Raw genomic sequence first — 24,882 nt, 5'->3', positions numbered from 1 at the left:
CGGCGATACAGTCGAGAACTGTGGACGAGACTCCGGTCGCACCTCGTCGGCGCTCGCTCGCCGAGCGGGTGGCGATCCGGGTGCTGTACCCGGCCTTCCGGCCCACCGAGGAGTCCTTGCGGACGGCCGTCGCCGGCAAGGTGGTGCTGGTGACCGGCGCCTCGCACGGTATCGGCAAGGCCAGCGCGCGGAAGCTGGCCGCGGCGGGTGCGGTCGTGCTGCTGGTGGCGCGGTCTCGGCCCGAATTGGAACGGCTGGCCACCGAACTCACGGCCGCCGGCGGCATCGCCCACGCCCACCCGGCCGACCTGACCGACATGGATGGCGTCGACCGGCTCGGCCGGACGCTGCTGGCCGAGTACGGGCACATCGATGTGGTGATCAGCAATGCGGGAAAGTCGATTCGGCGCCCCATCGCCGAGTCCTACGACCGCTTCCACGATTTCACCCGCACCATCGACATCAACTACCTCGGTCCGGTGCGGCTGCTGCTGACCCTGCTGCCCGATATGCGCGCACGCGGGCAGGGGCACATCGTGAACGTCTCCACCTGGGGTGTGCTCATGCCGCCGAGTCCGCGCTGGTCGGCCTACAGCGCCTCGAAAGCGGCTTTCGACGTCTGGCTGCGCAGCGTCGCCGCCGAGATCGCCGGCGACGGCGTCACCGCCACCTCGGTCTACATGCCACTGGTCCACACCAGAATGAGCGCCCCCACCGACTTCGGACGGATGCCCGGCCTGACCGTCGACGAAGCCTCCGACCTCATCGCGCACGCCGTTGCCGCCAAACCCCGCGAGGTCGCGCCGTGGTGGGCGCTGCGGGTGCAAGCCTGGTCGGCCGTCCACCGATACCAGGCACAGCGCTTCCTGGAACGCAGGTTCCAGCGCTGAGGACCGGGGTCGGGAGGGAGCGTCGTCCTCATTACTTTTCGACGGCATTTCTTCAGGCAAATGTGTAGCAATCGCATCGGTCCGGATTGATTTCGAGAGTTGGCCGACGCAAATGCGGGATGGGAAGAGGGGTAGTCGTCGAATCGAAGGTAAGAAGTCGCCGAATCGTTGCAGTACGGCGGTATCGGTGTTTCCCCGTGACGCCTTCGAGGGAATCCACAACGCATTGCTCATCGTATCCAGAAGATGGGCAGAAACCCCTTGTGGATATGGAAACCATCCCAGCGGGCGGCGGTGTACACCAACGTACCGCGCGGCTTATACTTGCCGCGGTCGGGGTTTGCAGGAAATTTTGCGCAAATAATGCGTGGTCAGGGTTAGAGGGAAATATGACTGCACCGCGACCGCAGCCCGACCCCGGACGAGCGTCGAGCGGAAATGCCGAGCCGGGCGCGTCACCTACAGCACCGATACCGCTCTCCGCCGGGCAGCAGGGATTGTGGCTCGCTCAGAAATTGAGTCCGGATGTGCCGATCTCCGAGGCACAGTATGTCGGGTTCCACGGCTACTTCGACCTCGATCTGCTGCGCAAGGCGGCGATTCGGGCCGGCCACGAATTCCAGTCAGGGTATCTGCGACTGGTAGAGACCGACGGTGTGCCGTATCAGCTGTACGAGCCATCGCTCGAGATGGCGGCATCGATGATCGACTTCCGTGGTGCACCGGATCCTGTCGCGGCCGGCCTGGAGTGGATGCGCCGGGAGTACACGACGCCATTGGATATGACCCGGGACCTGTTGGTCGCCACGGCGATCCTGCAGGTCGAGGATCAGCATTATCTGCTGTACTGCAGGAGTCATCACGTCGCGTTGGACGGCTACGGCGCGATGATGATCGTCAACCGGATCGCGGAGCTGTACACCGCGGCGGTGCAGGGTCGTACCGCAGAGCCCAACCGGCCGGCCGACATCCGCGCCCTGTACGAGGCAGACCGCAGCTACCGGGAGTCGAAGCGGTTCATCGACGACCAGGCCTATTGGGCGGACAAACTCGACGGCGTCGGCGAGGAGTCCAGCCTGGCAGCCGGGAGCGCGCCCGCGCGCGCGGACAGTGTCGTCGCGATCACCGAACTGTCCGCGGCGACGATGGGGCGGATCGATCGGTCGGCGAAGGCGATGGGAGCGAGTCCGGCCGCGCTGGTGATCGCCGCCTTCGGCTGCTACCTGGCCCGGAAGACCGGCCGCGACGACGTCCTGGTCAATATTCCGATGTCGGGTCGCACGACCGCCGTGCTGCGGCGATCGGCGGGGGTGTTCGTCAATGTGGCACCGCTTCCGATCGTCCTCGAGCCGCGGGACACCGTCGCGACGCTGGCGCTGCGGGTGCAGTCCGATCTGGTGGGTGCGCTGCGGCATCAGCGCTGCGGCCTCACCGACATTCGTGCCGCCACCGGGAGCCATGGCGCACAACGCCGTTTCGCGGGTCCGGTCGTGAATGTCATGCTTTTCGACCAGAAGCTCCAATTCGGTTCGGTGACCGGGGAATTCCATATCCTCAGCTCCGGCCCGGTCGAGGATGTGCTGGTCGACGTGTATCCGACCGGGGATCCGCCGCGGACGCTCCTCCAGTTCATGGCCAATCCCAATCTCTATACTGAAGTCGAACTGTCGGCGCACTGCGAAGGATTCGCGGAATTCGTCGACGAATTCGCGGCCGCCGCTTCGGACACCGAACTCGGACAGGTTCACCCCGCCAGCGCCGCCGACGGCGCCGAGATCCGCCGCCGCCGTGCGAACTTGGCGTTCTGGCGGGACACCCTCGCGGATCTTCCCGACGAGCTTCGACTGCCGCTCGACCGGCCACGGCCCGTGGTGACCTCGAATCGAGGTGCGACTGCGGGTTTTTCACTGGATGCGGGGCTGGTTCGGGGGTTGAAGGATTGTGCGCGGCGGCATGATTCCTCGTTGTTCACGGTGGTTCACGGCGCATTGGCGGTGTTGCTCGCCCGAATGAGTGGTGGCACCGATATTCCGGTCGGCACACCGGTCGGCAGTGCGATCGGGAAGTTCTCGAATACGTTGGTATTGCGGACCGAGATCGATCCGGGGGAGTCGTTCGCCGATTTGCTCGGCCGGGTGCGGCAGGTCGACCTGGATGCGTTCGACCGTGCCGATGTCCCTTTCCGGCAAGTGGCGGACCAGCTATCCAGGTCGCGGCACTCCCTGTATCAAGTGATGCTGGCATTGGAGAATCCGGAACCTGTCGCACCGGAACTACTCGACGTCGAAACGCCGGCGATCTGCAGCGCCAGTGAAATATCCTGCGCCGACCTGCAATTCGTCCTGTCGGCAGACAACGGTGGCGGCATGACCGTAGTGGTCACCTTCGCCACGGATTTGTTCGATGCCGCGACGATCGACTCTCTTACTCGTCGGTGGGTCCGGATTATGGAGTCGGTGGTTGCGGATCCGACAGTTCCGGTCGGGGCGATCGAGGTGCTCGAGCCCGCTGAGCGGGCCGATCTGCTGGCGCGTCACGGTGCGGCCGCGGCGGCACCGATCACTCTGCCCGAGCTGCTGGCTACCGCGGTCGCGGCGGATCCCGATGCGGTGGCGATCGTGGCCGGCGGGCGGGAGTTGAGCTACCGGGAGGTGGACGAGCGTTCGAACCGGTGGGCTCGGAAGCTGATCGAGCGCGGTATCGGTCCGGAGGATGTGGTCGCGATCGGTATGCCGCGTTCCGTGGATTCGGTGCTGGGGGCGTGGGCGGTGGCCAAGTCGGGGGCTGCTTTCCTGCCGGTCGATCCGAGCAATCCGGTCGAGCGCATCGCCCATATGGTGACAGATTCCAGGGCGGCGGTCGGTTTGACGGTGACGTCCGTTCGTGCGCGGTTGCCCGATGAGATCGAGTGGCTGACAGCGGATTTCCTCGATGAGGGCGACGATCGGCCGGTCACCGATGGTGATCGGGTGCGTCCGTTGCGTATCGACGATATCGCCTATGTCATCTACACCTCCGGTTCGACCGGGCTGCCCAAGGGCGTCGCGGTCACCCATCGGGGACTGAACAACTGCGCCATCACGCACCGGGACGTCCTCAGCATCGGAACCGGTTCCCGCACACTCCATCTGGCGTCACCGAGCTTCGATGTCTCGGTCCTGGAACTGCTGTTGCCGCTCTGCTCGGGTGCGACGATGGTTGTCGCGCCCGCCGACAGCTTCGGCGGTGACGAACTCGCCGAACTGCTGGATCGCGAACACGTCAGCCATGCGGGTATCACGCCCTCGGCGCTGTCGACCATAGACCACACCCGTTGGCCATTACCGGATTTGGGGCATCTGCTCGTTGGTGGCGAAGACCTCGGCGCCGATTTGGTCGAACGGTGGAGTGGCAATCATGAACTGTTCGACACCTACGGGCCCACCGAGGCCACGATCACGGTCACGCTGACCTCTGTGGCCCCGGGGGAGCTGGTCACGATCGGCCATCCGATCCGCGGTGCCTCGGCCTGGATACTCGACCAGCGATTGCAGCCGCTGCCGGCCGGCGTGGCGGGTGAGTTGTATATCGGCGGGGGTCTTTTGGCTCGTGGGTATCACCGCCGGGCAGGTTTGACCGCGGAGCGGTTCGTGGCGTGTCCGTGGTTGCCGGGTGAGCGCATGTATCGGACCGGCGATGTGGTCCGGTGGACGCCCGACGGTGCGATCCAGCATCTCGGCCGGTCCGACTTCCAGGTCAAGATCCGCGGTCTTCGGATCGAGCTCGGCGAGATCGATTCCGTGCTCACGGGTCACGCGAGTGTCGGTTATGCCGCCACGATCGGCCATCGCGCCGAGTCGGGAGCCCAGTCGCTGGTCTCGTATGTCGTTGCCGCGCCCGGATATTCGATCGACACCGCACTACTGGCCGAGCACCTCGCCGATCGGGTGCCGCCCTACATGGTTCCGTCCTCGATCGTGGAACTCGCCCGGATTCCTCTGACGGCGTCGGGCAAGCTCGATCGAAAGGCGTTGCCCGAACCGGTGTTCACCGACAGCAAGCCGTACCGGGCACCCCGGACGCCGATCGAGCATCTCATCGCGGAGACGCTCGCCGATGTGCTGCACATCGACTCCGTCGGTATCGACGACTCCTTCTTCGCGCTCGGCGCGGACAGCTTGGTCGCGACCCGGGTCGCGGCACGCCTCGCGGCCGCGCTGAATGCCGATATTCCGGTGCGGTTGTTGTTCGATACGGCCACCACCGCGGAACTGGCCACCCGGATCGAGCGGGAGGCCGCGCCGGGCCGGCGGCCGCGCCCGCCACTGGTCGCCGGTCCGCGTCCCGACCTCGTGCCATTGGCGCCCGCGCAACAACGTATGTGGTTCTTCAACCAGTACGACACCGGCTCCGGGGCCTACAACATGCCGATCGCCCTGCGGCTGCGTGGCGAACTGAACGTCGATGCTCTGCGGCTGGCCCTGATCGACGTGCTGGCCAGGCACGAATCACTGCGAACGCGGTACCCGGATCACGACGGCACGCTGATCCAGGTGATCGAATCCGTCGACCAGGTGGATCGAGAACCCGGTCTCGCGACGGTCCCCCGGGACCGATTGGTACCGGCGATCACCGAATTCGTCACCGAGGGCTTCGATGTGAGCACCCGGGTGCCGGTGCGCGCCCGGCTGTTCCGCGTGGCCGATGCGGAGGAACCGGAGCACGTGCTGGCCGTCGTGGTGCATCACATCGCCGCGGACGGCTTCTCCCTGGCGCCACTGGCTCGTGACGTGACGATGGCCTATGCCGCCCGGATGCGCGGTGTGGCCCCGTCGTGGAAACCGCTGCCCGTCCAGTACGCGGACTATGCCCTGTGGCAGCGGGCCACCCTCGGCTTGCCGGACGACCCGGAATCGCTGTGCGCCCAGCAGATTCGATATTGGACGGAAACCTTGGACGGAGTTCCCGAGGAGCTTCGTCTGCCGTTCGACAGGCCGCGGCCGGCGGTGATGTCGAATCGGGGTGCGACGGTGAATTTCTCGGTGGATGCGGCGTTGGTTCGCGCGTTGGAAGAGGTGGCGCGGCAGCATGATTCCACGCTGTTCATGGTGATTCACGGTGCGCTGGCGGTGCTGCTCGCAAGGATGAGCGGGTCCGGTGATATCCCGGTCGGTACGCCGGTCGCGGGGCGTGGTGTGGCGGCGCTCGACGAAATGGTCGGGATGTTCGTCAACACGTTGGTGCTGCGGACCGAGATCCATCCCGGAAAGTCGTTCGCCGATCTGCTCGGCCGGGTGCGGCAGGTCGATCTGGATGCGTTCGACCATGCCGATGTTCCGTTCGAGCAAGTGGTCGATCAGCTGGTCACGCACCGATCCCAGGCTCGCCATCCGCTGTTCCAGGTGATGCTGGCCTTCCAGAACCTGGAGCCGGTGAAGCTCGAACTGCCCGATCTCGAACTGTCGATGGTCGAGCTCCCCAACACCGTGTCCCGCTTCGACCTGCAGTACATCCTCGCGCAGGACCACGGCAGCGGCGATATGACCGTGGCGGTCACCTTCGCCACGGATTTGTTCGACGCCGCGACGATCGATTCCCTCAACCGGCGATGGATTCGGATACTCGAATCGGTGGCCGCCGATCCAGCGGTCCAGGTCGGGGCGATCGAGGTCCTCGAGCCCGCCGAGCGGGCCGACCTGCTCGACCGGCACGGTGCATCTCCGGCCGCGCCGGTGACCATGCCCGAATTGTTCTCCGCCGCAGTCGGATTGGATCCCGACGGGACGGCGATCGTGGCCGGGGAGCGGGAGTTGAGCTACCGGGAGGTGGACGAGCTTTCGAACCGGTGGGCTCGGCAGCTTGTTCGGCGCGGCTTGGGTCCGGAGGACATCGTCGCGATCGGTATGCCGCGTTCCGTGGATTCGGTGCTGGCGGTGTGGGCGGTGGCCAAGTCGGGGGCCGCCTTCCTGCCTATCGACCCGAACAATCCGGTCGAACGCATCAGTCACATACTGGCCGATTCGAAGGCGGCGGTCGGCCTGACCGTGGCATCCGCTCGCGCGCGGCTACCCGATGGCATCGAGTGGCTGACAGCGGATTTCCTCGATGAGGGCGATGATCGGCCGGTCACCGATGGTGATCGGGTGCGTCCGTTGCATATCGACGATATCGCCTATGTCATCTACACCTCCGGTTCGACCGGGCTGCCCAAGGGTGTCGCGGTCACTCACCGAGGACTGAACAACTCCACCACCGAACGTCGCGCGTCCTTGAGCATCGAAAATCACAGCCGCATACTGCATCTCGCTTCGCCGAGCTTCGATGTCGCGGTACTGGAGCTGCTGTTGCCGTTGAGTTCGGGCGCGACGATTGTCGTCGCACCCGGCGACGCCGTGGGCGGCGACGAACTCGCCGAACTCCTCGACCGCGAACACGTCAGCCACGCCCTGTTCACCCCCTCCGTCCTGTCCACGATCGACCACATGCGCTGGCCGCTACCGGATCTGGGGCATCTCATCGTCGGTGGCGAGCACTGTGGCGCTGAACTGGTCGAGCGGTGGAGCCGGAATCGTCAGCTGGTGAACGACTACGGGCCCACCGAGACCACTATCGTCGCGCTGGTGAGTTACCGGCTGGTGGCGGGGGAGCCGGTCGCCATCGGTGGTCCGATGCCGGGCGCCCGGGCGTGGGTGCTGGATCAGCGGTTGCAGCCGGTCCCGGTCGGTGTGGCGGGTGAGTTGTACCTCGCCGGTGGACTTTTGGCGCGTGGGTATCTGCGCCGGGCGGGTTTGACGGCGGAGCGTTTCGTAGCGTGCCCATGGTTGCCGGGTGAGCGCATGTATCGGACCGGTGATGTGGTCCGGTGGACGGCCGGTGGGGTGGTCGAGTATCTGGGCCGGTCCGATTTCCAGGTCAAGATCCGGGGCCTTCGTATCGAGCTGGGGGAGATCGATTCGGCGCTGGCGGCGCACGCGAGTGTCGGTCAGGCCGCCACGATCGGCTATCGCGCCGAGTCGGGAGCCCAGTCGCTGGTCTCGTATGTCGTTGCCGCGCCTGGCTGTTCGATCGACACCGCGACGCTGGTCGAGTATCTCGGAGATCGAGTGCCCTCCTATATGGTGCCGTCCTCGATCGTGGTGCTGGACCGCATCCCGTTGACACCGGCCGGCAAGCTCGATCGAAAGGCGTTGCCCCGACCGGTCTTCGCCGACAGCGAGCCCTACCGCGCGCCCCGGACACCGGTCGAGCAGCTGATCGCCGAGACCTTTGCCGGTGTGCTCCATATCGATTCCGTCGGTATCGACGACTCCTTCTTCGCCCTCGGCGGAGACAGCATCATGTCGATCCAGCTGGTGAATCGGGCCAGGGCAGCGGGCGTGGTGTTCTCCCCACGCGACGTGTTCGAACGCAAAACGGTTGCCGGACTCGCCCAGGTCGCCAACTACGAGGGCACTGCGGTGGCGTCAGTTCCGGCGGAGCTGCCCGGCGCGGGCGTGGGCCCGCTACCGCTGACGCCGATCATGCGAGAGTTGCTGGAACGGGCGGGGTCGGCGTGCGACCGTTACGCGCAGGCGATGATGCTGGATCTGCCGGCGGGTATCGGCCGTTCGCAGCCCGCCGACGCCGTGCAGACGTTGCTCGATCGCCACGACATGTTGCGCGCGCGACTGCGCCCGCGCACCGACGGGCAGTGGACGTGGGAGGTGCTGCCGGCCGGGACGATTCACGCCGAGGACGTACTCGTGCGGGTGCCGATGGAGGCGGAGCCGGGGTCCGACGAGTTCCGTGCGTCGGTGGCGGCCGAACTGGATGCCGCCGCGGACCGGCTCGATCCGGGAGCCGGGATCGTGACGCAGGTGGTCTGGTTCGACCCGGTGCGCACGGCACAGCCGGGCACGGTCTTGATAATGGTGCATCGTTCGGCGATCGATCGTGTCTCCTGGCGGGTGTTGCTGCCGGATCTCACGGCCGCGTGGACGCGGACCGCCGCCGGTGAGCCACCCGATCCCGCCCCGACCGGGACGTCCATGCGCAGCTGGGCGCACGGGCTGGTCGAGGCGGCCCAGCGCCCGGAGCGCGCCGCCGAACTCGACCTGTGGCGCGCGATGACCGCGGGGGACGATCCGATGATCGGAGCACGCCCCCTCGACCCCGCGGTCGACGTGGTCGCGACCACCCGCACGGTCCGGGTCGACATGGACCCCGAGGTGACCGAGGCGCTGCTGACCACGGTGCCCGCGGCGTTCCACGGCAGCGTGGAGGACGGGCTGCTGGCCGCCTTGGCGGTAACGGTCGCGAGGTGGTGGCGCACGCACGACGCAGCGGCCGCCGCGGGGCCACCCGCGGACGTGACGATTCGTCTCGAAGGGAACGGCCGTGCGGAAGGCGTTGTCCCGGGCGCGGATCCGGCACGGACGGTCGGCTGGTTCGCCACGAGTTTCCCGATGCGCCTGGATCTGGCGGGCATCGATCTCGACGACGCGTACGCGGGCGGGCCGGCGCTGGGGGCAGCGGTGAAGTCCGTCAAGGAACAACTCCTCGCCGTCCCGGACCACGGGATCGGCTATGGCCTGCTGCGGTATCTCGACGAGCACGCCGGACCGATCCTCGCCACCGCTCCGCCGCAGATCGCGTTCAACTACCGTGGCGCCGAGGCGATTCCGGCGGGTGCGGCAGAGCTCGCCGGCACCCGGCCTCCGGACCTGCCGGCGCCGTCGGCGCTCGACATCGATGCCCTCGTCGTGGACGACGCGAACGGTCCTCGGCTGCAAGCGATCTGGTCGTATCCCACGGGGGTCCTCACCGCCGATACGGTGCGCGAGGTCGCGGAGTCGTGGCGTTCGGTGCTGACCGCGCTCGCGACGCACGTCCGCCGTCCCGGGAGCGGGGGACGGACGCCGTCGGATCTGACGGTGACCGGGCTCGGACAATCCGAGATCGAACGACTCGAAGACCGGTATCCGGCTCTGAGCGACGTCTGGCCCCTGGCCCCGCTGCAGGCGGGATTGCTGTTCCATGCGCTGGTGTCCGAGCAGTCGGTGGACGCCTACATCACGCAGCTGGTTCTCGAGCTGCGCGGCACGGTCGATCCAGGGCGATTGCGCCGGGCCGCGCAGGTGCTCCTCGACCGGCACGCGAATCTGCGCTCCGCGTTCGTCACCGACGCCGACGCCGGACCGATGCAGGTGGTCGACGACGACGCCGAGGCGCCGTGGACGGAGCTGGACCTGTCCGAGCTGGAAGACAGTGCCCGCGAACGCGAGTGGACGCTGCTCATGGCCACCGACCGCGCCACCCGATTCGACCCGGCTCATGCGCCGCTACTCCGCTGGATGCTGGTCACCACCGGGCCCGAGCAGTACCGGCTGGTGCTGACCAATCATCACCTGCTGCTCGACGGCTGGTCGACGCCGCTGCTCCTGCGGGAGCTGCTGGTGCTGTACGCCACCGACTGTGACGCCACGGTACTGCCGCCGGTGCGCCCCTACCGCGACTTCCTGACCTGGGTCGCCCGGCAGGACCCGGCCGCCTCGCTCGACGCCTGGGCCCGTGCGTTCGACGGCGCCGACGAGCCGACCCTGGTGGCGGCGGCCGATCCTCGCCGTCGCTACACCGAATCCCGTACGGCTTCGGGCGAACTCACCGAGGCGCGGACTGCCGCCCTGACCGGCCGCGCACGGTCCCGCGGCATCACGCTCAACACCATGATCCAGGCGGCCTGGGCGATCGTGCTGGGCGCGCTGACATCCCGCGACGATGTGACGTTCGGCGCCGTGGTGTCCGGACGGAACCCGCAGATCGCGGGTATCGAATCGATGGTCGGGCTGTTCATCAACACGGTGCCCGTGCGCGTCCGGCTCGACGCCACCGAGACCCTCGGGCAACTGCTCGACCGGATCCAGGCCGAGCAGGCCGCACTGCTCGATCACCAGTTCATCGGTCTGGCCGACATCGAGCGGGCGGCCGGGCCGGGAGCGGTATTCGACACGATGACGGTGTTCGAGTCCTTCCCGGTCGACCGCCACGGATTGACCGCGGACACCGACATCGCCGGCCTGCGGCTGGTCGACGTGAGCGGTGCCGACGCGGCCCACTATCCGCTGGGCGTGGTCGGCCGGGTCGACTCGCGACTGCACCTCGAGATCAAGTACCTGCCAGAGTTCTTCGACCACGACACCGTCGCCGCGACCCTGCGACGGATCCTGGCCGTACTGGACGACCTCGCGACCGACCCGGATCTGCCGCTGGCCCGGCTGGAGCTGCTCTCGCCGGACGAATACCGCGAGCTTGCGCCGGTATCCGGTGACCCCGCGGTGCCGGAGCGGACGCTGCCGGAGCTGTTCGCGGCGACGGTCGCACGGGATCCGGAAGCGGTGGCGGTGGTGTGCGGGGACCGGCAGTGGACCTACGGCGAGCTGGACGCGGAGTCGAATCGGCTGGCGCGCTTGCTGATCGGTTCGGGCGCCGGGCCGGAGACGAGTGTCGCGATCGGATTGCCGCGCTGCTACGAGTCGGTGCTCGCAGTGTGGGCGGTGGCGAAGTCGGGGGCGGCATTCGTCCCGGTGGATCCGCGTAATCCGGGGGACCGGATCCAGCACATGCTCACCGATTCGGGCGTCACGACCGGAATCACCCTGTCGGAGTGGAGGAATCGACTGCCCGGATCGGTGCGGTGGCTGGTCCTCGACGAGCCCGCGGTCGCGGCGGAGGCGGCGGGATCGCCGGCCGCTCCGGTGACCGATGCCGAGCGCATTCGACCGGTCCGGGTCGATCAGGCGATGTACGTGATCTACACGTCCGGCTCGACAGGTGTGCCGAAGGGCGTGGTGGTCTCGCACCGGGGGCTGGCGAACCTGGTGACCGAGCAGTGCTCCCGGTTCGGCCTCGGGCCGGCCGCGCGGGTGCTGCATGCCGCGTCGCCCAGTTTCGACGCGGCGGTCCTGGAACTGCTCTGGGCGTTCGCGTCGGGCGGGCGTCTGGTGATCGCGCCGCCGGCCGTCCTCGGCGGAATCGAACTGGCGCAGATCATTTCGCGGAACTCGGTGACGCATGCCGCGCTGACTCCCACGGCCTTGGGCACGGTCGACCCGGCCGGTCTGCGGGAGCTCGCCACGGTGGTGATCGGTGGCGAGGCGCCCCCACCACGACTGGTGTCACAGTGGGCGCCGGGCCGGAAACTGTTCAACACCTACGGTCCGGCGGAGGCCACGATCCAGACCGATGCCGGTGCGCCGATGGTGCCGGGCGAACCGGCGACGATCGGCGGACCGATCCGCGGCGTCGGCGAGGTCGTGCTCGACGCGTGGTTGCGTCCGGTGCCGCTCGGAGTCGTCGGCGAGCTGTACCTCACCGGTCCGGGACTGGCTCGCGGCTATCGCAACCGGACGGATCTCACGGCGTCGCGGTTCGTCGCCGATCCCTTCGCGGACCGCGGACGGCGCATGTATCGGACCGGAGACCTGGTGCGGTGGCTGCGCGCACCGGAGGGCGGTCTGACCCTCGACTATGTCGGCCGGACGGACTTCCAGGTCAAGATCCGCGGCTTCCGCATCGAGCTCGGCGAGGTCGAAGCGGGCCTGCTGGCCTGCCCGGGCGTGGCCCGCGCGGTCGCGGCCGTGCACCGCGGCACCGCCGCCGGCGATCGGCTGATCGCGTACGTGGTGCCCGAACCCGGCGCCGACCTCGACCCCGCGACGGTTCTCGCGTTCGCCGGGCAGCGATTGGCTCCGCACATGGTGCCGGTGACTGTGACGGTGCTCGACACGCTTCCGACCACGGAGACGGGCAAGATCGACCGCCTCGCGCTGCCCGAGCCCGACTTCGGCACGGGCCGAGCCGAATTCCGGGCACCGGTCACCGACACGGAGACGACGCTCGCGGGACTGTTCGCCGAGGTACTGGGCGTCGACACGATCGGGCTCGACGACTCGTTCTTCGCCCTGGGCGGCGACAGCATCATGTCGATCCAGTTGGTGACGCGAGCCAAGGTGGCGGGTCTGGTGCTGTCCGTGCGTGACGTGTTCGAGCGCAGAACGGTTGCCGGACTGGCTCAGATCGCGATCCGCGACAGTGCCGCCACGCCCGCCCTTCCGGCGGAACTGCCCGGCGGCGGGGTAGGGCCGATGCCGCTGACGCCGATCATGTGCTGGATGTTCGAGCGCGGCGGATTCGACCGCTTCTGCCAGTGGGTGATGCTCACGCTGCCCACCGGCATCGAGCAGACCGCCCTCGCGGCGACCGTGCAAGCGGTGATCGACCATCACGACATGCTGCGGGCCCGGCTGCACCCGGACCCCGCGCACCCCTCGGGCTGGGCGATGCAGGTGCAGCCGATCGGGGTATCCGCCGCCGGAATGATCCGGCACGTGCCGGTGGATGCGGCACCGGACAGCAGTGCGTTCGCCGCGATCGCCGACGCGGAGGCACACGCGGCCGCCGAGCGGCTCGACCCCGCCGCGGGAGTCATGCTGCAGCTGGTCTGGTTCGACCCCGCCGACGGGCCGGGCCGGCTGCTGGTCGTCGCACACCACCTGGTGGTGGACGGAGTGTCGTGGCGGATCCTCATTCCCGACTTCGCTGTCGCGGGAGCCCAGGTGGGTGCCGGGCAACAGGCTCAGCTCATGCCCGTCGGCACGTCGATGCGACGCTGGGCGCACGCGCTCGCCGCCGCTGCCGCGAACCTCGACGAACTCGACTGGTGGCGTTCCACCCTCGCCACCGCGGACCCGCCGATCGGGATCCGCCCGCTCGACCCGGTCGTGGACCTGCAGGCAACCGTCGACACCGTGCGGGTGACGCTGTCCACCGGGGTGACCCGCGCGGTACTCACCACCCTGCCCCGGGCGTTCCACGGCAATGTGGACGATGCCCTCATCGCCGGGCTCGCCCTGGCGCTGACCCGGTGGCGGCGGCGCCGCGGCGACACCGTCACCGACACGCTGCTCACGCTCGAGAACCACGGGCGCGACGACACGGTCCTCCCCGGCGCCGACCTCACCCGCACCGTCGGATGGTTCACCACCACCTATCCGGTGCGGCTCGACCTGTCCGATATCGACATCGACGACGCGTTCGGCGCCGGCGTCGCCGCGGGGGCGGTCGTCAAATCGGTCAAGGAACAACTCCGGCGGGTCCCCGGCCACGGGATCGGCTACGGGCTGCTGCGCTACCTCGACACCGATGCCTCCCGCATCCTGGGCGCGCTGCCCGACCCACAGGTGAGTTTCAACTATCTCGGGCGCTTCGACACGATTCCCGACGCGTTGCGCGTCACCGGGTGGATGCCCGCCGGCGGCGAGGCCGCGGGCGGCGCCCAGCCGCCCGACGCCTCCGCGGCAGCCCTGCTGGGCATCAACGCGGCCACCGAGAACACGCCGGATGGACCTGTCCTGACCGCGGCCTGGGACTACCCGGCCGGCCTGATCACCGCCGCCGAGGTCACCGACCTCGCGCAAATGTGGCGCGACGCGGTGACGGCGCTCGCCGCCCACGCGTCCCGGCCCCGCTCGGGCGGGCTGACGCCCTCCGATCTCGGACTCGTCGACCTCGACCAGGCCACGATCGACCGGCTCGAGGCCCGGTACCCGGAGCTGGAGGACATCTGGTCGCTCACGCCGCTCCAGGCGGGGCTGTTGTTCCACGCCCAGCTCGCCGACAGCATCCGCGACGACTACATCGTGCAACTTCGGATGGAACTCAGCGGGCGCGTCGACGCGGACCGGTTACGAAGTGCCGCACAGACTCTCGTCGGACGGCACCCCAACCTGCGGACCGCGTTCGTGCAGAACGGTTCCGGCGAGCCGGTCCAGGTCGTGCACCGCCGGGTCGACGTACCGTTCACCCGGATCGACCTCGCGGCGGACGCCGACGCCGCGGCCGCACTCGAGCACCTGATGGATGCCGACCGGCACTTCGACATGACGGTGGCGCCGCTGCTGCGACTGACACTGATCAGGACCTCCCCGCAGCGGTACACGCTGCTGCTGAGCATGCATCACATTCTGATCGACGGCTGGTCCACCCCGCTGCTGATCCGGGAACTGCTGATCCTCTACGCCGGCGACAGCGACCCCGGCGCGCTGGCCCCGGTGCATCCCTATCGCGACTACCTGGTGTGGCTGCGAGCCCAGGATCGGGAGGCGGCCGAAGCGGCGTGGGCACGAGCCCTCGCGGGTGTCACCGAGCCAACTCTGCTCGGGCGTGTGGACCGCGGCCGCCTGCGCACCGCCGCCGCTCGTGAAGTCCGGGTGCGGCTGAGCGAAGACCGCACCGCGGCCCTGGTGGCGGTGGCTCACCAGCAGGAGAGCACCCTCAACACCGTCGTGCAAGCCGCCTGGGCGATCGTGCTCGCGGGCGTGACCGCGCGCGACGACGTGGTCTTCGGCGCCACCGTCTCCGGACGCCCCCCGCAGCTCCCCGGCATCGAATCGATGATCGGCCTGTTCGTCAACACCGTGCCCGTCCGGGTCCGGCTCGACCACGGCGAAAGCCTCGCTCAGCTGCTCCGGCGAATCCAAACCGAGCAAGCCGCGTTGCTGGACCACAACCACCTCGGACTCGCCCGCATCCAGCAGCTGGCCGGGTCCGGCGCGATGTTCGACACCGTGACCGTCTTCGAGTCCTACCCGGTCGACGCGGCCGGTTTGTCGGCGGACACCGACATCGCCGGGATGCATGTCCTCGACGTGCAGGGCCGCGACGCCGCGCACTACCCGCTCGGCCTGATCGTCCACGCCGACACCCGGCTGGAGCTGATCTTCGAATACCTGCCCGAACAGTTCACACAGCAGGAGATCGACGCCTTCGCCGGCCGGGTGCTGCGTGTGCTCGACGCCATCACCGATGACATCGATCGCTTGCTCCAGCAGGTCCAGCTGTTGTCGCCGGACGAGCTGGCCACCCTGGTCCCCGTTCGCGGCGAGCCCAGCGTGCCGACATCGACATTGCCGAAAGTGCTGGCGGCCGCGGCGAAGTCCGATACGGAAGCGCTGATCTGTGACGGCGAAAGTGTGTCCTACCGCGAGCTCGACGAGACCTCGAACCGGTGGGCGCGAGTACTGATCGCCGCCGGAGCAGGCCCGGAATCGTTGGTGGCCTTGGCATTACCGCGCTCCATCGACGCCATGACCGCGGTCTGGGCGGTGGCCAAGACCGGCGCCGCGTTCGTTCAGATCGACCCCACCCAGCCCGAGGACCGGATCAGCGCCATTCTCGCCGATGCCGGCGCCATCGCGGGCTTGACCGCCGAGACCTATCGAGACCGGCTGCCGGCGGCCACCACGTGGCTCACTCTCGACGGCCCCGAGTTCGCCGCGCGGGCGGTATCGGCGCGCGCCACCACGATCGACGACGTCGAGCGCACGGCCCCGCTCATGCCGGAGCATCCCGCCTACCTGATCTACACCTCGGGCTCGACCGGTGTCCCCAAGGGGGTCGTGGTCACCCATACCGGGATCGCGAATCTGGCCGCCGAGGCGCGGGAGCGGTTCGGCCTCACCGTGTCCTCTCGAATGCTGGCCGCGGCCTCGCCGACCTTCGACGTGTCGATCCTCGAATGGCTCAGTGCCACTGCGGCCGGAGCCACCCTGGTGCTCGCACCGGAGCGCGTGGTCGCCGGCGCCGAACTGGCCGAGGTGATCGAGACCGCGCATGTCACCCACGCGGCCTTCACCCCGACCGTGCTCGCATCGCTGCGACCCGACGGACTCGACACCCTCCAGACCCTGCTCCTCGGCGGTGAGACCTGCTCGCCGGAGCTGGCGACCCGATGGGCCCCGGGCCGCACGCTGATCAACGCGTACGGGACCACCGAGACCACCATCCAGAGCTGCCGCGACATCCCCCTGACCGTGACCGCGGACGGTCCGCCGCCGATCGGCGGCCCAGCCCGCGGGTTCTCCGCGGTCGTGCTCGACGACAGGCTGCGCCCGGTCCCGCCCGGGGCGGCCGGCGAACTGTATCTGTCCGGACCGGGCCTCGCCCGCGGCTACCACGGGCAGCCCACGCTCACTGCGGCCCGATTCATCCCAAACCCGTACGGGCCGAATGGAACCCGTATGTATCGCACGGGCGACCTGGTCACCTGGACCGGCGATCGGAGACTGCGATACCAGGGCCGGAGCGATCTGCAGCTCGAGGTCAACGGCCATCGCATCGAACCCGGCGATATCGAGACCGCCCTGTGCGGCCACCCCGATGTCTCCCGGGCCGCTGTCGCCGTTCACACCCGGCCCGACGGTATCGACCAGCTCACCGGCTATGTGGTGCCCACCCCGCACACCACACCGGATGACACGGCGCTGACCAGGCACCTCGCTACCCGACTGCCCACCCACATGATTCCCACGACAATCGTGACGCTCGACCGGATACCCCTCACTGCCACTGGCAAACTCGATCGTCACGCCCTGCCCGTACCCGATCTGCGCGGTCGGTCCCGATTCCGGGCGCCGTCGACCCCGCTCGAGGCCACCGTCTGCGCGGCTTTCGGCCGAACCCTGGACATCGAGCGGATCGGAGTCGACGACGGCTTCTTCGCTCTCGGCGGCGACTCGCTGACCGCCACCCAGCTGGTGGCGCGGCTCGCGGAGTCCACCGGTGTCGCCGTGCCCCTGCAGTGGCTGTTCACCGACCCGACGCCGCAAGCGCTGGCCCGCCGCATCGAGAGCCGCCTCGCCGGGCAGGATGTCGGCGGACGGGATCTCGACGAGGCGCTCGCCGTCATGCTGCCGCTGCGGGCCGCCGGAACCGATACGCCACTGTTCTGTATTCACCCGGCGATCGGATTGGCTTGGGGTTACAGCGGTCTCGTGCAGCACCTCGATCCCGACCGTCCGGTCCGAGGGCTGCAATCTCCCGCGCTGTCCGACCCCGCCGTGCGATTCGACACCCTCGACGAACTCGCCGCCCGCTATGTGCGGGAGATCCGGTCCGTCCAACCGCACGGTCCCTATCATCTGCTCGGCTACTCGCTCGGCGGCACCATCGCGCACGCCATGGCCGTCCAACTCCGCCGTGATGGCGAGTCCGTCGCGACCCTGGCCATGATGGACACCCGCGTCGTCACCGCCGGCAGCGTTCGAGGTCCCGCACCGTCGATAGCGACGATGCTCGCCGAGTTCGGCGGTTTCGCCGTTCCGGACGGCCACCCCGAGCTGACGGTCGAGGCCGCCACCGAATTGCTGCACCGGCAAGGCGGAATCTTCGCCGAGGTGACCTCCGAGCATCTCGTGACCTTGCAGCGCGACTACACGCGGCTGATCGACCTCACCTGGAACCATCGGCCGGAACTGTTCGACGGTGATCTGATCTACTTCAGCGCCGCCGACCCCCACAGCGACGGGTCTTCTCCTGCTCGTGCCTGGAACGACCACATCACCGGGCAGATCGCCGAGCACCGGATTCCCGTTCAGCACGAACGGATGACCGATCAGGATTCACTCCGGGTGATCGGTCTCGTCCTCACCGAGCACTTCCGGTCCATCCGCACCGCCCCCATGGAGTCACAAACCCCAGCAAGGACAAGCCGATCATGAACACCGACCGAATCGTCGGAATACGTTCCGGCGTCGAACCAGCCAATCTGTTCGACCCTGATGTGGCAGCCGGCAACGGCGTACACCCTCGTGTCGCCGAATTGCGCCGGTGGATGGTCGAATACCTGTGTCACTCCCACCCCGACCTGGGCCGGCCCGGCCAGGTGTGCCCCTACACCAGCCACGCCATCGCGCTGCGATCCCTGTGGGCCGCTTTCATTCCGGGCCGCGATATCGACCGCGGGCGCATCAGCGCGACAGTCGCCGACCTGTACGACCTGTTTCCCGCCCTGCCACCGCGGGACGGACCCGATTCCAAACTCAAGGCCGTCATCGCGGTCTTCCCCGACCTCACCGAATACGCGGACATCGATGCCGTTCAGCACGACCAGAAGACCAAGTTCGTCGAACAGGGCCTGATGCTCGGACAGTTCTACCCGGGCTGCACCGTCGCGGGCCTGCACAACCCGTCCTTCCCCGCCCTCGACGCGCCCCTGCCCATGCTCGCCATCCGCTACATGGCCGCCACCGATTTCCCATTCCTCAACGCCCGCCAGGACTGGATGGACTTCTATCTCAAGATCTTCGCCCCCGCCATCCCCAAGTTCATCGCCACCGCCATGTCCGACCGACTCGTCCGGAGACCCGACGCACCGGACGAACCCGGCCCCGACGGTCGGTGACGAGCTGGACTACCAAGGGTTTTCGATACTCCGAGAGGCGGTTCCGGCCGGGGTCGCAGGCTCGGTCCGGTACCCGCCGTTCGATCCGGACCAGTGCTTGGGGGCCGACGAACCCGTCGACAGCAGCTTCTTCAGCTCCGCGGGACGAACGAGCGGACCAGAGCCGATTCATGAGCGGTGCGCCACGCTCCAACGCCGGGCCGCGGAGCGGTTCGGCTGGCCCCGGTTGTCCGCGCCGCCGAATCCGCCCGCCACCGACGCCGCGCTCGCGGCGTGGCGGGCGTCGAGCCCAGGGCCGCGCCGAGCGCGATCATTTCGGCGAGCGCGAGGGCCGCCGTATCGGCCCGGCGGGTCTCGCGTGGAGACGTGGACGACCTACTTACTGTGGGGGAGAGGGTCTTTCGAGTCCTCAGGACTGCTTGATCGAGTAGGAGCCGACGGTGTTCCCGGTCAGCTGCCAGCCGCCCTCCACCTGGGTGAGGGTGAGGTCGGAAACATTGGTGGACTGCACATTCGGCCGCGCTGCGCCGGGGTACCAGGCCTCGACGCGGCCGGTGCCGGTGCCGGTGAATCCGGTCGCGCTGACCGCGGTCAGGGCGCCGGGGGCGGAACGCGGGTAGGCGCGGGCCAATGGCCGGGCGAATCCGGCGGCCTGGCCGAGCGATGCGCCCGAGGGGCAGGAGATGCGGTTCAGATTGCCCTGCGGTTTGTTCGTATTGCCGTCGCGCACCGTGTGCGGGTCGCCGCACGCCTGCGTCCACGACCACCACCCGCCGCCCATGCGGTTGGCATTGAGCTGGTCGACGAACCGATCCACCTTGGCCGCATCGGAATTCGGGTCCCCGAACCAGCCCCACTCGCCGCTCCACACCGGCGCCTTGTACTTGGCGGCGGCATCGAGGGCGAACTTGAAGCCCAGCTCGATCGACGGGAAGGCGTTCACGATATTGATGGACTCGCTGTACAGGTGCGGCGAGAACACCGCCAGCGGATCGGTGATGTAGTGCGCCGGTGGCGTGGCGTCGATGCCGATGGCCGACCAGATCGCGCTGGGCTCGAAGATGGCCAAGTGCGGGAGGCTGCCGCGCTCGGCCTGCCGGATGGCGGCGATGACCCGCTGGTAGTACTTGCCGAGCTGGTCGGCGGCCGAGAATGGGTCGCGCAGACCGGGATTGGGCTCATTGATCAGGTCGTAGCCCGCGATGGCGGGCTCGTCCTTGAACTCGGCGGCCAGCTTCGCCCAGGTGTCGACCAGATGGCCCTGGATGCCCTGGGTGTCGTCGTAGAAGTTCTGGAAGGAGCGGGCCACGGCGGGCGCGGTCTCGCGGACGCCGCCGAAGTTGCAGGTGGTCCAGCCGTCGGTGAGGGTTGCCCAGGCCGGCGCGCCGTCCCAGCCGATGCCGGGCTTCATGAAGGGCGGGCAACCCTGGCCCTTGGGCGTGCCGACGGCCTTGCCCCAGGCGTCCTGGTGCATGTCCAGCACGGTGTAGATGCCGTTGGCCTTGGCGTCGTCGACGGCGGTGTGGATGCGGGCCACGTAGGTCTGATCGAACGCGCCCGGGGTGGGCTCGAGCGCGGACCAGGCCAGATTGAGCCGGACCACATTGAAGCCGAGCGCCGCCATCTGCGCGAAGTCGGTGCGGTCGAGCGGTGCGACGGCCGGCAGCGCGGGATCGTTCTGCGCGTAGTCGTTGAGCTGGTTGACGTTTGTGCCGCGCAGCAGCACCGTGCGCCCGGTGACATCGGCGATGGCGCCGTTCGTGACGGTGAGCTGAGGCAGGGTCCAGCCACTCGATTCCGCGCTCGCCTCCGGCGCATCCTGGGCCGTGATACCGGTGAACAGGAGTGCCGCAGCGGCGGCGGGGGCCAGGACTCGGCCTCGCAATAACATGTCCAACCTCTCGGTGGGCGAAACCGCGGAGATTTCTCCCGGTGGTGCTCGGGTGTGCACGGAAAACCTAGTGGCCCATCGGGTCCGAGGGGAAACAGCAGTTCCGAGCGGATTGACAAGACGGCGTTGTCAATGCACCCCGAAATAGGATTGAAGTTGTCTTCCGTTGTGCTCTAGCGTTTTCCGGAGTGAGCGAATGCTCGAATTCCACACCGGCTCACTTCTGGGTTTTGCCGCCGCCGCGGGCCGGCACCAGCCGGATGTAGGCGCGACGTCATCTCCGAGGCGAATCGGATGGTGCTCGGAAAGCAGAGCATCCAGTCAGGTGTCCAGGGGATGAAGCCGGCCCCGGGACCGCACGATCGGCAGCTGGTGTTGCATCTGCCAGTTCTCCATGGTCAGCGTGTACCGCCCGCCCCGAACCCGCAGGCGCGACTGCATATCCAGAGGCAGCGTGTAGGTCACGGCCCCGGCTTCCCACATCCGCCGGAAGTCGGGGAACCGCTCCAGCCGTTCGTGATATTCCCTGGCCCACACGGTGTGCCCGTAGCGCCCCATGAAACCCCGATGGGTGGCGACGCCGATCCCGGCCTGCTCGGACCAGTTGATCATGATCTCCCGGGCCTCGTCGGTGAACGACCACTCGAGCATGTACATCCCCGGCCGATGGGTGGGGAAGGTGTCGTAGTAGGCCGGGTTCGCCGTGATCAATCGGCGCTGCGGCGCGTAGAAGGACACGAGATCGGTTGCCGCCTCGGCCATTTCGGTATCCATGATCGGCGTCACCGCGGTCTCGAACACCTCGAACGGCGGGATCTCCAGTTCCGGGCCGATCCCGGCGATGGACGGGTAGGGCGAGGCGTAGCCGGCCAGATCGCAGATATAGCGCCACTCGTCATCGCTGGCGTGATAGGTCGTCGCCAGCACCCGCAGGATCCCGACATCGACCTGCCCGACCTCGTCGCGCTCGACCTTGGTCAGATAGCTGGCGGTGATATGCGCTTCGGCCGCCGCCTTCTCCCTGCTGAGCTTCCGCGCCGCGGGCAGCGCGCCGGTCTCGTGCCGATGGTCCTCCTCACGCTTGCGCAGGAACGTAAGCTGCTGTCCCAGCGATGGTTTCGTGGGTTCGTTCACCACTCTCGGAGGATCCTCTCGGGGCACTGCATGCAACGGGAATGTATATACCGGCAGGATGGCGGAACTCTCACCGCGGATCGCCGAACTCGCCGACGCCCTGCGCGCCGACTTGGCTTCCCGCCGTGGCGAAGTCGGGGTTCTGCTCGACCGCTTCGCCGTCCCCCTCATGTCGGTGATCTGCGAACTGCTCGGCGTCCCCGGCGAGGTGCCGGAGCGCTCCGCAGGGCGTTGACGGGAAGGCATGCCAACCGGCCGCTGAATGGAAGTTGCTGGTCGTCGCGGTGGAGGGTGTAGCCGGACGCCCGGGGCCCGGGCGTCTCGCGCTGCTTCGAGTGGACGTTAATCGTTGTGATAGCGATGATTGGAAGGTGTGGCGGCCTGTTGTTTTGCGCGAAGACAGTCTATCGTTGCGATAGCACGCTTAAAGCGTGTGATAGCCAGTCGGTCAGTCCTCGCGACACAACTAACAGTGTTATGGCAACGATAGGGTAGGTATGAAGCGCTCCGGACCTCGGGAACGAGTGAGGCGGACCGATGGACCGCTCACCGCATTCGGAGCCTCCCTCGCTCAGCGCCGCCGAGTGCTCGGACTTACTCAATCGGACCTGGCCGACCTCGCCGACGTCGGTGTGTCGTCCATTCGGACCCTCGAAGCAGGACACACCTCACCCACCCTCGCGATCACACTCCGCATTCTCGACGCGCTCGGCCTGACCCTCGTCAGCCTCACCCCCACCGACGCCCGCGCCCTCACAGGCGGCGGTGACTCTCTTGCTGTCGAACTTCGCGTCGACGAATCCGGGGTCCGATGACCGCCCACGCCGACCTCGGTCAGGTGCGGACAATCGACGAGGCGGACGTGTACAAGGCGGGGCGCCTCGCCGGCCACCTGCGCCGCGATCGCGACGACACCGTTTTCACGTACCTGACTGATTACCTCGCCGACCCGATGAGCCCGCCGATCGCGTTCACGCTGCCCAAGCAGCGCGGGCACTTCCGGACAACCGCAGGGTCTGTACCACCATTCTTCGCCGGCTTGCTGCCTGAGGGGCTTCGCTTGACCGCGGTCACCCGCGCGGCACGAACCAGCGAAGACGATCACTTCAGCATCCTTCTGATGGTCGGTGGCGACACCATCGGTGACGTCCAGGTCCTGCCCGCAGGCAGTGAACGTGTCGACCCGTCACCCCTGTTCGACCAAACCGAAACTGCGACAGCCGACTTCACCTCTCTGTTCGACCGCGCCACCTCCGCCGACGCCGACGAACTCGACCGGAGCGCACTGCCCGGCGTGCAGGTCAAAGTCTCGGCTGAGATGATCTCGACTCCGGTGTCCACGACATCTGGTCCAGCCATCCTCAAACTCAATCCGTCCGAGTATCCGCTGCTGGTCGAGAACGAGAGTTTTTTCCTCGACATGGCTCGAGCCTGCGGGATCCGCGTCCCCGCTCACCACCTCGCCATCGACCGGTACGGCCGTGCGGCGCTGTTCGTCGACCGGTTCGACCGTGTCGTCGAACAGGGCGCAGTCGCTCGGCTCGCCCAAGAAGACGCCTGTCAGGTCCTGGGTCGCTACCCTGCCGCCAAATACCGAATCACCCTGCAGGAAGCCATCACTGTACTCGCCGACGCCGTCGCCGAAGGCAGAGGCTCACGCCCCCTTGCGGTTCTGCAACTGCTCGAAATCGCCGCGTTCAGCTACCTCATCGGCAATGGCGACCTTCATGGCAAGAATCTGTCGATCCGCCGCAACCAGCAAGGCATCTGGGAGCCCACACCCGCTTATGACCTGCTCAGCACCCAACCGTATCTGAGTTGGAACGACCCAATGGCGCTGCAGCTCTACGGCCGCGACACCAAACTGACCTACCGCTGGTGGGCCGAAGCGGCCGCTCGACTCGGCGTCACCAAACGAGCCATCGACCGCAGCCTCATCCGTATCACCACCGCCGCTGAACCCTGGGCTGACCGACTCGCCACCATCGGCTTCGACGACAAGGACACCCGCCGCCTGGCCACGTTGATCACCACCCGCAGCGGCGAACTTCGCCCTGTCTGAACCCTTCTGTGCCACGGTGCACGGCTGGACGGCGTTCCGGTATCCGGAAGGTCATAAGGCAGGCTTGGACGCGGATCGTGGTACAGCGATTGTCGCTGCTGCGAGCACGAAAGCGACTGCTGCGGATTTAGCTTTGCGGCAAAAGTAACCGCGCGGATGGCCGTGCATCGCAGAGGCAGAATGAGTGCGTGGACACCCGCACCGGCCGGCCCGAATCGACGGCGACGACCCCGCTCGAGGCGCAGCTCAGTACCCTCCTCGGTCCGCTGCGGCGGGCGGTCCTGCGGCGGACGCGCACCGCGGAGGGGCTGCCCGACCTGCCGGAAGCCCAGATCGAGCTGCTGCGACTCCTGGTCGCGAAGGGCGGCCTCGCTCCGAGTCGAGCGGCCGCGGAACTCAAAGTGGCACAGTCCACCATCAGTAACCTCATTCGGGCCATGACGGCGGCCGGCCTCATCGAGCGCCGCCCTCTGCCGTCGGACGGGCGCGGGGCGCTACTTGTGGCGTCGACGCGGGCGCGGCAGCTTCTCGATCGATATGACCGGGCCAGCGCCGCCGTGCTGCGCGAAACCCTGAGCGGGCTACCTGGCGCTGATCGGCGCGCGCTGCAGGCCGCGCTCCCCGCGCTGCAACGCTTGCTGGTGGCCTTGAGCGAATAATCAACGCGCAGTGGATGTTCGGCGATCTCGACCGAAAAGCCGCTCTTCTG

At 67.9% G+C, this 24,882-nt stretch carries 9 protein-coding genes; 7 read left to right on the top strand and 2 right to left on the bottom strand.

Annotation, left to right across the window (positions count from 1 at the left end):
• The first annotated feature begins 20 nt into the window (after nucleotides 1-20).
• The 3 genes from ON33_RS19700 to ON33_RS19690 all read left to right on the top strand — a co-directional run bounded on the left by ON33_RS19700 (nucleotide 21) and on the right by ON33_RS19690 (nucleotide 19,086).
• The gene (locus tag ON33_RS19700) at nucleotides 21-890 is read left to right on the top strand and encodes an SDR family NAD(P)-dependent oxidoreductase (RefSeq protein WP_245550590.1); all 870 of its coding nucleotides are present in this window, start codon (nucleotides 21-23) and stop codon (nucleotides 888-890) included.
• Between the two features lie 269 nt (nucleotides 891-1,159).
• Nucleotides 1,160-18,403 (top strand): non-ribosomal peptide synthetase, encoded by a 17,244-nt coding sequence (locus ON33_RS19695; RefSeq protein ID WP_245550618.1) that lies wholly within the window; start codon nucleotides 1,160-1,162, stop codon nucleotides 18,401-18,403.
• Entirely contained in the window at nucleotides 18,400-19,086 is a 687-nt protein-coding gene (locus ON33_RS19690; protein WP_051152475.1) for a DUF6875 domain-containing protein, read from the top strand. The genes ON33_RS19695 and ON33_RS19690 overlap by 4 nt, the downstream gene beginning before the upstream one ends.
• Before the next feature lie 409 nt (nucleotides 19,087-19,495).
• Here ON33_RS19690 and ON33_RS19685 read toward each other — a convergent pair whose 3' ends face one another.
• Together ON33_RS19685 and ON33_RS19680 are read right to left on the bottom strand one after the other, a co-directional pair.
• Entirely contained in the window at nucleotides 19,496-20,971 is a 1,476-nt protein-coding gene (locus ON33_RS19685) for a glycoside hydrolase family 5 protein (RefSeq protein ID WP_373281047.1), read from the bottom strand.
• Between the two features lie 327 nt (nucleotides 20,972-21,298).
• Nucleotides 21,299-22,111 (bottom strand): MmyB family transcriptional regulator, encoded by an 813-nt coding sequence (locus ON33_RS19680; RefSeq protein ID WP_157184612.1) that lies wholly within the window; start codon nucleotides 22,109-22,111, stop codon nucleotides 21,299-21,301.
• A gap of 58 nt (nucleotides 22,112-22,169) precedes the next feature.
• On the opposite strand from ON33_RS19680, the gene ON33_RS41380 reads away from it, so the two are divergent.
• The 4 genes from ON33_RS41380 to ON33_RS19665 all read left to right on the top strand — a co-directional run bounded on the left by ON33_RS41380 (nucleotide 22,170) and on the right by ON33_RS19665 (nucleotide 24,832).
• A complete protein-coding gene (locus ON33_RS41380) occupies nucleotides 22,170-22,346 on the top strand; it encodes a hypothetical protein (RefSeq protein ID WP_157184611.1) in 177 nt (58 codons plus the stop codon).
• Between the two features lie 262 nt (nucleotides 22,347-22,608).
• Nucleotides 22,609-22,926, top strand: coding sequence for a helix-turn-helix domain-containing protein (locus ON33_RS39095; RefSeq protein WP_083869100.1), 318 nt, complete (start codon nucleotides 22,609-22,611; stop codon nucleotides 22,924-22,926).
• Nucleotides 22,923-24,173, top strand: coding sequence for a type II toxin-antitoxin system HipA family toxin (locus ON33_RS19670; protein WP_040860338.1), 1,251 nt, complete (start codon nucleotides 22,923-22,925; stop codon nucleotides 24,171-24,173). The genes ON33_RS39095 and ON33_RS19670 overlap by 4 nt, the downstream gene beginning before the upstream one ends.
• Nucleotides 24,174-24,361: 188 nt before the next feature.
• A complete protein-coding gene (locus ON33_RS19665; protein WP_083869099.1) occupies nucleotides 24,362-24,832 on the top strand; it encodes a MarR family winged helix-turn-helix transcriptional regulator in 471 nt (156 codons plus the stop codon).
• Nucleotides 24,833-24,882 lie beyond the last annotated feature (50 nt).

Source organism: Nocardia niigatensis NBRC 100131 (assembly GCF_000308655.1).
Lineage (GTDB): Bacteria > Actinomycetota > Actinomycetes > Mycobacteriales > Mycobacteriaceae > Nocardia > Nocardia niigatensis.
Note: the sequence above shows the minus strand (reverse complement) of the source record. Positions and strands in the feature narration are given on the sequence as shown.

Excerpts from the sequence above, each read along its gene's own strand:
- ON33_RS19695 (WP_245550618.1), top strand. The coding sequence starts at position 1,160 with ATGGAAACCATCCCAGCGGGCGGCGGTGTACACCAACGTACCGCGCGG.
- ON33_RS19690 (WP_051152475.1), top strand. The coding sequence starts at position 18,400 with ATGAACACCGACCGAATCGTCGGAATACGTTCCGGCGTCGAACCAGCC.
- ON33_RS41380 (WP_157184611.1), top strand. The coding sequence starts at position 22,170 with ATGGCGGAACTCTCACCGCGGATCGCCGAACTCGCCGACGCCCTGCGC.
- ON33_RS39095 (WP_083869100.1), top strand. The coding sequence starts at position 22,609 with ATGAAGCGCTCCGGACCTCGGGAACGAGTGAGGCGGACCGATGGACCG.
- ON33_RS19670 (WP_040860338.1), top strand. The coding sequence starts at position 22,923 with ATGACCGCCCACGCCGACCTCGGTCAGGTGCGGACAATCGACGAGGCG.